Source organism: Bradyrhizobium sp. CCBAU 51627, assembly GCF_028128765.1.
In the GTDB taxonomy this organism is placed as follows: domain Bacteria; phylum Pseudomonadota; class Alphaproteobacteria; order Rhizobiales; family Xanthobacteraceae; genus Bradyrhizobium.
Window position 1 is genome coordinate 95,264 of sequence record NZ_LBJG01000084.1, and the last position, 9,983, is coordinate 105,246.

General features: G+C 64.8%; 7 protein-coding genes. 6 read left to right on the plus strand and 1 reads right to left on the minus strand.

The window, feature by feature from the left end; genetic code table 11:
• Window positions 1–16: 16 nt before the first annotated feature.
• From XH88_RS30020 to XH88_RS30035, 4 genes are all read left to right on the plus strand, one after another.
• A complete protein-coding gene (locus XH88_RS30020; protein ID WP_271671832.1) occupies window positions 17–1,588 on the plus strand; it encodes an ABC transporter ATP-binding protein in 1,572 nt (523 codons plus the stop codon).
• Complete coding sequence (locus XH88_RS30025) at window positions 1,572–2,663, plus strand: ABC transporter permease (protein WP_271671833.1); 1,092 nt, start codon at window positions 1,572–1,574, stop codon at window positions 2,661–2,663. The genes XH88_RS30020 and XH88_RS30025 overlap by 17 nt, the downstream gene beginning before the upstream one ends.
• Window positions 2,650–3,567 (plus strand): ABC transporter permease, encoded by a 918-nt coding sequence (locus tag XH88_RS30030; RefSeq protein ID WP_271671834.1) that lies wholly within the window; start codon window positions 2,650–2,652, stop codon window positions 3,565–3,567. Before XH88_RS30025 ends, XH88_RS30030 begins: the two co-directional genes overlap by 14 nt.
• A gap of 79 nt (window positions 3,568–3,646) precedes the next feature.
• The gene (locus tag XH88_RS30035; RefSeq protein ID WP_271671835.1) at window positions 3,647–4,723 is read left to right on the plus strand and encodes a BMP family ABC transporter substrate-binding protein; all 1,077 of its coding nucleotides are present in this window, start codon (window positions 3,647–3,649) and stop codon (window positions 4,721–4,723) included.
• Between the two features lie 121 nt (window positions 4,724–4,844).
• Here the strand turns inward: XH88_RS30035 and XH88_RS30040 are convergent, their stop codons facing one another.
• Window positions 4,845–6,194: an 8-oxoguanine deaminase gene (locus XH88_RS30040; RefSeq protein ID WP_271671836.1), complete on the minus strand. Its 1,350-nt coding sequence runs from the start codon at window positions 6,192–6,194 to the stop codon at window positions 4,845–4,847.
• Between the two features lie 150 nt (window positions 6,195–6,344).
• Here XH88_RS30040 and XH88_RS30045 point away from each other — a divergent pair, with 150 nt between their 5' ends.
• Both XH88_RS30045 and XH88_RS30050 read left to right on the plus strand, forming a co-directional pair.
• Entirely contained in the window at window positions 6,345–7,172 is an 828-nt protein-coding gene (locus XH88_RS30045) for an FAD binding domain-containing protein (RefSeq protein ID WP_271671837.1), read from the plus strand.
• On the plus strand, window positions 7,169–9,895 hold the full coding sequence (locus tag XH88_RS30050; protein WP_271671838.1) for a molybdopterin-dependent oxidoreductase: 2,727 nt from the start codon (window positions 7,169–7,171) through the stop codon (window positions 9,893–9,895). The genes XH88_RS30045 and XH88_RS30050 overlap by 4 nt, the downstream gene beginning before the upstream one ends.
• Window positions 9,896–9,983: the final 88 nt, after the last annotated feature.

The window sequence follows — 9,983 nt, forward strand, 5'->3', positions numbered from 1 at the left end:
GCCAGCGCTTCAGCGAATGTTAGATCCGACGCCTAGCGGCCCGCATTCCGGCGAGTCCCCGTTGCTCAGGACGGTCGGGCTTACCAAACGCTATGGGGACTTCCTCGCCAACGATTCCATCGACATCGACGTCTGGCCGAAGGAAATCCACGCGCTGCTCGGCGAGAATGGCGCCGGCAAGTCGACGCTGGTGAAAGCGATCTATGGGCTCATCCAGCCCAGCGCCGGCGAGATCCGCTGGCAGGGCGAGCGAATCGTGCTGTCCGGTCCTGCCGAGGCGCGCAGCCGCGGCATCGGTATGGTGTTCCAGCACTTCTCGCTGTTCGACAATCTCACGGTCGCCGAGAATGTCGCGCTCGGTCTCGACGGCAAGGAATCCTTCAAGGACATGTCGGCGCGGCTGGAGCAGGTATCGAAGACCTACGGTCTGCCGCTCGATCCCAAGCGCGAGGTGTGGCAATTGTCGGTCGGCGAGCGCCAGCGCATTGAGATCGTCCGCGCGCTGATGCAGGACCCGAAATTCCTGATCCTGGACGAACCGACCGCGGTGCTGACACCGCAGGAGGCCGACCAACTTTTCGTGGTGCTGGAGCGGCTCAAAGCGGAAGGCCGCGCCATCCTCTATATCAGCCACAAGCTCGAGGAGGTGAAGCGGCTCTGCGATACCGCCACGATCCTGCGCGGCGGCCGGAAGATCCAGACCTGCAATCCCCGGCTCGAGACCGCCGCCTCGCTTGCACGCATGATGGTCGGCGGCGAGATCAAGGAGGTGAAGCCCGCCGCCGGCCGCAAGACCACGATTCCGCGGCTGGTCGTCAACGACCTCACGCTCGCGCCCGACGAGGCGCACGGGGTGCGGCTCGCGCATATCTCGTTCGAGCTCAAGGGCGGCGAGATCCTCGGGATCGCCGGCGTCGCCGGCAACGGTCAGGATGAGCTGTTCGCGGCCTTGTCCGGTGAGCGGCTGTCGAAGGATCCCGGCACCATTGTCATCGAGGGCGTTGCCGCCGGGCACCTGTCGATCACCAAGCGGCGCAAGCTCGGCGCTGCCTTTGTGCCCGAAGAGCGGCTCGGCCACGGTACCGCGCCGCGCATGAAGCTGTCGGAGAATGCGCTGCTGACGGGGCACGCGGCAAGCGGCATGGTCAATCACGGCTTCATCGACACCGCCGCGACGCTGAAGACCGTGGACAAGGCGACCGAGACTTTTGACGTTCGCAAGGCCAAGCGGGATCCGGAAGCCGCATCCCTTTCGGGCGGCAATCTGCAAAAATTCATCGTCGGCCGCGAGATCCTGCGCAACCCCGCAGTGCTGGTGGTAAGCCAGCCGACCTGGGGCGTCGATGCCGGTGCCGCTGCCGTGATCCGGCAGGCCTTGCTTGACCTTGCAACCGCAGGCGCCGCGGTGCTGGTGACGAGCCAGGATCTCGACGAGCTGGCCGAGATCGCCGACCGCATCGCCGTGATGTTCCACGGCCGGCTGTCTGCTCCGCTCGAAGCAAGCGAAGCAACCCGCGAGAAGCTCGGCCTGCTCATGGGCGGCAGCAGCCTCGAGCCGAAGGAGGCCGCGCATGCAGTTGGTGCTTGAGAAGCGCACTGAGCGCTCCAACACGATCGCCCTGGTCTCGCCGCTGATCGCCATCGGCCTCACGATCGTGACCATGACCATCCTGTTTGCGATCCTCGGCAAGAATCCGCTGCTCGCCCTGCACGCCTATTTCATCGCACCGTTGACCGACGGCTATTCACTCCAGGAGATCGCGGTCAAGGCGACGCCGCTGGTGATGATCGCGATCGGGCTGGCGCTCTGTTATCTCGCCAATGCCTGGAACATCGGCGCCGAAGGACAATTCCTGATCGGCGCCGTCGCCGGAAGCTGGATCGCGGTGAAGACGCAAGGCACCGACGCCGGCGCCTGGGTGCTGCCGGCGATGCTCGTACTTGCGGCAGCCGCGGGCGCGCTCTATGCGCTGATCCCGGCGATCTGCAAGGTGAAGTTCGGCGCCAGTGAGATCCTCACCAGCCTGATGCTGGTCTATGTCGCCGACCTGCTGCTGGACTACCTCGTCCGCGGTCCCTGGCGCGATCCGAACGGCTTCAACTTTCCGACCACGGCCGAGTTCGATCCAGTGGCGACGGTGCCATTGCTTATCGAAGGCGGCCGGCTGCATCTCGGCTCGATCATCGCGCTGCTGGTCGTTGCAGCCGCAGCAATCCTGCTCGGGCGCACGATCAAGGGATTCGAGATCCGCGTGGTGGGTGCCGCGCCGCGGGCGGCGCGGTTTGGCGGCTTCAACGCCAACCAGCTGGTCATCCTGACGTTCGCAGTATCAGGTGCGCTCGCCGGCCTTGCGGGCATTATCGAAGTCGCAGGTCCCGTCGGACATCTCCAACCCGGCATCTCGCCCGGCTACGGTTTCACCGCAATCATCGTCGCGTTCCTCGGCCGGTTGAACCCGCTTGGAATATTAATTGCAGGCCTTTTTCTCGCACTAACCTTTATCGGCGGCGAGCAGGCACAGATCGCGATGAAGATCCCGTTGGATGTCACCAAGGTTTTTCAGGGCATTTTGCTGTTCTACGTGCTCGCCTGCGATTCCCTCATCCTCTACCGCTTCAAGCTGGTCTTGGCGAACCGACAGGTGACCCGTGGAGCTGGTTGAAGCCATCATCCTGTCGGTGCTCGCCGCCTCGACGCCGCTCCTGATCGCCGCAACGGGCGAACTCGTCACCGAGCGTTCCGGCGTGCTCAACCTCGGCGTCGAGGGCATGATGATCGTCGGCGCGGCCTGCGGCTTCGGCGGCGCTTGGCTCACCGGATCAATCTTCATCGGCGCGCTGTCCGGCATCATCGCGGGAACGCTGATGTCGCTGATCTTTGCGCTGATGGCGCTTGGCCTCGCCGTCAACCAGGTCGCGACCGGCCTGGCGCTGACCATTCTCGGCATCGGCCTGTCGGGCCTGATCGGTGCCGGCTTTGTTGGCGAGCGCCTCACGCCGGCCGCACAGCTTCACATTCCCGGCCTCACGGACGTTCCACTGATCGGACGCGTGCTGTTCGGCCAGGACGCTTTCGTCTATTTCTCCATCGCACTCATCATCGGCGTCTGGTGGTTCCTGTACCGCACGCGCGCAGGATTGATCCTGCGTGCCTGCGGCGACAACCACGTCTCCGCGCATGCGCTCGGCTATCCCGTGCTGCGCATCCGCACGCTCGCCGTGATGTTCGGCGGCGCTTGCGCCGGCCTTGCGGGCGCCTATCTGCCGCTCGCCTACACGCCGTTCTTCATTCCCGGCATGACCGCCGGTCGCGGCTGGATCGCGCTGGCGCTGGTCGTGTTCGCGTCGTGGCGACCGGGCCGGCTGGTCATTGGCGCTTATCTGTTCGGCGCAGTGACGATCCTGCAATTACATGCGCAGGGCTGGGGCGTCGGCATTCCCTCGCAATTCATGTCGGCGCTCCCTTATCTCGCGACCGTCGTCGTGCTGGTCCTGCTCTCCCGCGCGCGCACTGGCGGCTCGACCGCGCCGGCCGCGCTCGGCACCGCGTTCGTGCCTGACCGCTAGAGATTTGATTTCCGCGGCGTGCGCGATGGGGCGCGCACGTTGCGGATCGTGGCTTTCCCCTGATGTTTGGAGATTGATGATGAGGAAATCACTTCTTGCGCTGGCTGCCGGCCTTCTGCTTGCCGGGAGCGTCAGCGCAGCCTCCGCCGCCGACAAGCTGAAAGTCGGCTTCATTTACCTCGGCCCGATCGGCGATCTCGGCTGGACCTACCAGCATGAGCTCGCCCGCCAGGCGCTGGTGAAGGAGTTCGGCGACAAGATCGAAACCACCTATCTCGAAAACGTGCCCGAGGGCCCCGACGCCGAACGCGCCATCGAACAGCTCGTCCGTGCCGGCAACAAGCTGATTTTCACGACCTCGTTCGGCTACATGGATCCGACGCTGAAGGTCGCGAAAAAATATCCGAACGTGCATTTCGAGCACGCCACCGGCTACAAGCGCAACGCGAATATGTCGACCTATTCATCGAAGTGGTATCAGGGCCGCTACATTCAAGGCCTGATCGCGGCGAAGATGTCGAAGTCCGGCGTGCTCGGCTATATCGGCTCGTTCCCGATTCCGGAGGTCGTCTCCGGCATCAACGCGACGATGATCGCGGCGCAGAGCATCAACCCGAACATCAAGGTCAAGATCATCTGGGCCAACACCTGGTTCGACCCGGGCAAGGAAGCCGACGCCGCCAAGGCGCTGATCGACCAGGGCGCCGACGTGATCATGCAGCATACGGATTCGCCCGCCGCGATGCAGATCGCCAGCGAACGCGGCAAGCTCGCCTTCGGCCAGGACTCCGAGATGATCAAGTTCGGACCGAAGACCCAGTTGACCTCGATCCTCGACACTTGGGCGCCCTACTACATCGCCCGCGTCAAGGCCGAACTCGACGGCACCTGGAAGTCCGAGGATACCTGGGGCGGCCTCGACAGCCACATGTTCGCAATGGCGCCGTACACCAACATGCCCGACGACGTGAAGAAGATTGCCGAGGATGCCCAGGCCGCGATCATCGCGGGCAAGCTGCATCCGTTCAAATGCCCGGTCATTGGGCAGGACGGCAAGGAGATCGAGTGCAAGGGCGGCGCCAATCTCGCGGACGGCCAGATCCTCGGCATGAATTTCTACGTCAAGGGCATCGACGACAAGCTGCCGGGCAAGTAGCACGCTTCTTGCATCACCTAAATGACCTGCTCCTCCCGGAGGAGGTTTGGAGGGGGTGGCCAGAAGCACCCGGCACTTGTGGTCGCCCCCTCCTTCTCATTTGCTATCCCGCCTGCATCTGCTATCCCGCCTGCATCGCCCGCGCCGCGGCGCCATGCCGGCGGATGAGCTCCGGAACGTCCAGTCCCGGGATGGCGCCGTCGACCACGGCCCAGTTCCCCGCCACCATGACCCGATCGGCCCGATGCGCGCCGCACAGCACCAGGGCGGCGATGGGATCGCCGTGGCCGGAGAAGCGCAACTCGTCCAGCTTGAACAGTGCGAGGTCGGCGGCGTTGCCGACCGCGATCTCGCCAAGCTCCGGACGGCCGACGCAGGCCGCCGAGCCCTTGGTGGCCCAGCGCAGCGCATCCTTGTGGCTGACCTTGGTCACGCCGTAGCGCGCCCGCTGGAGCAAGAACGCCGCGCGCACTTCCTGCATCAGGTTCGATCCGTCGTTCGATGCCGAGCCGTCGACCCCAATGCCGATGCCGACGCCGGCCTCCTCCATCTCGCAGACGGGGCAACAGCCGGAGGCCAGCAGCTGATTGCTGCACGCGCAGTGGCTGATGGTCGTTTTGGCCCTGCCGAGCCGCTTCATCTCGTCGGCGTTGAAGAAGATACCGTGCGCGAGCCAGGTTCGCGCATTCAGCCAGCCGCATTGTTCGAGATAGTCGAGCGGGCGGCAGCCATACATCTGTTGGCAGAATTTGTTCTCATCCTCTGTCTCGGCGAGATGGGTGTGCAGGCGCACATCGAGCTTGCCGGCGAGGTCGGCGGTGGCGCGCATCAGCGACGTCGTCACCGAGAACGGCGAGCAAGGCGCCAGCGCAATCTGCACCATCGCATCCGCCCCGCGCTGGTGATGCTTCGCGACCACGCGCGCACTGTCGGCGAGGATCGTGTCCTCGTCCTGCACGACGCTGTCAGGCGGCAGGCCGCCGTCGCGTTGCGACAGGTTCATCGAGCCGCGCGTCAGCAGCACGCGCACGCCAAGCCGCTTTGCGACGTCAACCTCGACGTCGACGGACTCTTCGAGGCCCGCCGGGAAGACATAGTGATGATCCGTCGTGGTCGTACACCCCGAGAGCAGCAGCTCCGACATCGCCACCGTGACGCCGAGTTGCAGCCGCTCAGGCGTCAGCTTCGCCCATATCGGATAGAGCGCCTGGAGCCAGGGAAACAGCTCGCGATCCATTGCCGCCGGCAGCGCCCGCGTCAGCGTCTGATAAAAATGGTGATGGGTGTTGATGAGGCCCGGCAGCACGACATGCACGCTCGCATCGAACACCGTAACGTCGGTGGTCACAGGCGTCCCGCCTGCGGGCACGAGTTCAATGATTCGGCCGTCCTTAACCACGATCCCGCGCTCGGCATCGTCGGCGAGGATCGCCAGGGGATCCCTGATCCAGATCGCCTTTGCGTCACTCATGCACTTGCTTCTCCTCCCATTCGCTACCGGTCTGCAACGCAAGTGCCAACCCGAGAGCGTAAATTGCCGCGACTTGTTGTTGCTACTTGGCGCTGGTCTTGCAAGACTTTCCCTCGAGCCAATTCACCCGGCGCAGGCGTTGTCGCAGCCATGGACTTGAATACCATCACAGCGGTTTCTCATCCGCAAACGCGCTCCGAGCTGCCCGTTTGGACGCCAGGTGATGCTTGGCTTGCGGGCGGCACGTGGCTGTTCTCGGAGCCACAAGCCCACCTGACGCGGCTGATCGATCTCACCGATCTGAAATGGCCGGCGCTGTCGATCACACCGAGCCACCTCAGCATCGCCGCCACCTGCACGATCTCGCAACTCGATGCGCTCACCGTCCCGCCTGAGTGGCTCGCAGCCCCGCTGATCAGCCAGTGCTGCCGCGCCTTCCTCGCCTCCTTCAAGATCTGGAAGACGGCGACGGTTGGCGGCAATCTCTGCATGTCGTTGCCCGCAGGGCCGATGATCTCGCTCACATCAGCGCTCGACGGCGTCTGCACCATCTGGAAGGCCGGTGGTGGCGAGCAGAGGATTCCCGTCGCCGATTTCGTCACCGGCAACCAGCGCAACCGCCTGTCGCCGGGCGACCTGCTGCGGCAGATCGATGTTCCGCTTGCTGCACTGAAGCGCCGCTCCGCCTTTCGTCAGATCTCGCTCGCGCCAGTCGGCCGCTCCGCGGCCCTTCTGATCGGAAGTCTCGATAGTATGGGAGCGCTGACGCTGACGATCACCGCCTCGACCGTACGTCCGATCCAGGTATCGTTTCCGAAGCCGCCGGACGCGGACACGCTTCGCGCCGCCATCGCCGAGGAGATTACCGACGATCTCTATCACACCGACCTTCATGGCAAGCCATTCTGGCGCAAGCACATGACGCTGCGGCTCGCCGAGGAGATCCGCGCCGAGCTTCTGGGGGCAACGCCGCCATGAGCTTTGAAATCAACGGCACGGTGTTCCCGCAAACACCGCGCGCCGGTCAATGCCTGCGCACATTCCTGCGCGAGCTCGGCCATTTCGGCGTGAAGAAGGGCTGCGATGCCGGCGATTGCGGTGCCTGTACCGTGCTGCTCGACGGCGAACCCGTGCATAGCTGCCTGATCCCCGCGTTTCGCGCTGAGGGGCGCGCTGTCACCACGATCGAGGGCCTCGGCAGCGAGCACGGTGCGCATCCGATGCAGCAGGCCTTCCTCGACGCACAGGGGTTCCAATGCGGCTTCTGCACCGCCGGCATGATTCTGACCTGCGCCTCGCTGAACCAGGCCCAGCGTACTGATCTCGGCACGGCGCTGAAGGGCAATATCTGCCGCTGCACCGGGTATCGGTCGATCGAGGACGCGATCCACGGCAAGACCAATGTCGAGGCCATCGTCGAGGCCGGCGCGGCGTTCGGCCACAGCCTGCCGGCGCCCGCGGGTCCCGACGTCGTCCGCGGCAGGGCGCGCTACACGTTCGACACGCAGATCGGCGGCTTGCTGCACATCAAGCTGCTGCGCTCGCCGCATGCGCATGCCAGGATCGTGTCGATCGACCGGTCGGCGGCGATGGCCGTGCCCGGCGTGCAGGCTGTCCTGACGCACGAGGATGCGCCTTCGGTTCTGTTCTCGACGGCGCGGCATGAGAATCACTGGATGGACCCCGAGGACACGCGTGTCCTCGACGATGTGGTCCGCTTCATCGGCCAGAAGGTCGCCGCCGTGGTCGCCGAGAGCGAGGGTGCGGCCGAGGAGGCCTGCCGCCGGCTCAGGATCACGTACGAAATCCTGCCCGCGCTGATCGACTCCGAGCGGGCGATGATGCCGGGTGCACCACGCGTTCATCCTGATCGCACCAGCGCGAACCGCGTTGCGGATGCGGAGCGCAATCTCGTTGCAGAGATTCATGGTGAGTTCGGCGATGTCGCCTCCGCGCTCGCGACTTCCGCGGTCACTTACGAGGCCACTTTCCACAGCCACCGTGTGCAGCACGCCGCGCTGGAGACCCATGGCGGCCTTGCCTGGCTCGATGAAGCAGGCGTGCTCAACGTCCGCACCTCGACGCAGGTGCCGTTCCTGACCCGGCGCGCGCTCTCGAATATCTTTGGGCTTCCGATCGACAAGGTCCGCGTGTTCTGCGAGCGGGTCGGCGGGGGCTTCGGCGGCAAGCAGGAGATGTTCGTCGAGGATATCCTGGCGCTGGCCGCACTGAAGACCGGACGGCCCGTCAAGCTCGAGCTCACCCGCGAGGAGCAATTCATCGCGACCTCGACGCGCCATCCGATGCGGGTCCACATCAAGGCCGGCGCCGACGTCGACGGCAAGCTCACCACGCTGCAGCTCGACGTGCTCTCCAACACCGGCGCCTACGGCAATCACGGCCCCTCCGTGATGTTCCACGCGGTGGCGGAGTCCATCGCGGTCTATAACTGCCCGAACAAGCGGGTCGACGGCTTCGTCGTCTACACCAACACCGTGCCCGCAGGTGCGTTTCGCGGTTATGGCCTGCCGCAGGCCGTCATCGCGGTGGAAGCTGCGATCGACGAGCTGGCCAAGCAGCTCGGCATCAGCCCCTACGACATGCGTCGCCGCAATATCGTCAGACCCGGCGATCCCATGCTGTCGCCGCCCGAATCCGAATACCAGGACGTGCTCTACGGTTCCTACGGGCTCGACGAGTGCATCGATCTCGTCGAGCGCGCGATGCAGGCAGACCAGCCAGCACCTGACCTGTCGCCGGAATGGCTGATCGGAGATGGCATCGCACTGACCATGATCGACACGGTGCCGCCCGCCGGCCACATCGCGGATGCCACGATCACGCTCAACGACGATGGCGGCTTCGATCTCACCGTCGGCACCGCCGAATTCGGCAACGGCACCAGCACCGTGCACCGGCAGATCGCCGCGACTATCCTTGCGACCACCGTCGATAGGATCCGCCTGCGCCAATCCGACACCGCCCATGGCGGCCACGACACCGGCGCCTATGGCAGCACCGGAATATTCGTTGCCGGCAAGGCGACGCAGGCCGCGGCCACGCAGATCGCGACTGAGTTGAAGGCCGCTGCCGCCGACGCGTGGCTTTGCGATATCTCGAATTGCATCCTCGAGGGTGAGGCCGTCGTCAGCGGCGTGCGACGGATTTCGTTTGCCGAGCTCGCCAAGTTCGCGCGCGAAAGCGGCCGTCCGCTGGCAGGCCACGGCAATTCCGAGGGAACGCCGCGATCTGTCGGCTTCAACGTGCAGGGCTTTCGTGTCGCCGTGAACAAGGGCACCGGCGAGGTCAGGATTCTCAGGAGCGTGCAGGCCGCCGATGCCGGCGTCGTCGCCAATCCCATGCAATGCCGCGGGCAGATCGAGGGTGGGGTTGCGCAGGCGCTTGGTGCTGCGCTCTATGAGGAGATGGTGATCGACGCAGAGGGGCGCGTCACCAATCCCAAGTTCCGTGACTATCATCTGCCGTCCTTCGCAGACGTGCCGCGAACCGAAGTGTTTTTCGCCCAGACGTCCGACACCATCGGACCGCTCGGCGCGAAGTCGATGAGCGAGAGCCCGTACAATCCGGTTGCAGCCGCGCTCGGCAACGCGATTGCAGATGCCACCGGCATCCGCTTCACCGCACCGCCTTTCAAGCCGGACCGCCTGTTTCCGGCGCTCCTCGACAAATTCGGCGGCTAGAGCATCCGTCACTTAAGCTGAAGCGTATCCGTCGTGGCGGAAGTAGTTTTGGCATTCCTGAGGCGAGAAGTCGTCGATGAGAACGGCG

Coding starts and splice junctions, on each gene's coding strand:
- XH88_RS30025 (WP_271671833.1), top strand. CDS start 1,572: ATGCAGTTGGTGCTTGAGAAGCGCACTGAGCGCTCCAACACGATCGCC.
- XH88_RS30035 (WP_271671835.1), top strand. CDS start 3,647: ATGAGGAAATCACTTCTTGCGCTGGCTGCCGGCCTTCTGCTTGCCGGG.
- XH88_RS30020 (WP_271671832.1), top strand. CDS start 17: ATGTTAGATCCGACGCCTAGCGGCCCGCATTCCGGCGAGTCCCCGTTG.
- XH88_RS30040 (WP_271671836.1), bottom strand. CDS start 6,194: ATGAGTGACGCAAAGGCGATCTGGATCAGGGATCCCCTGGCGATCCTC.
- XH88_RS30045 (WP_271671837.1), top strand. CDS start 6,345: ATGGACTTGAATACCATCACAGCGGTTTCTCATCCGCAAACGCGCTCC.
- XH88_RS30050 (WP_271671838.1), top strand. CDS start 7,169: ATGAGCTTTGAAATCAACGGCACGGTGTTCCCGCAAACACCGCGCGCC.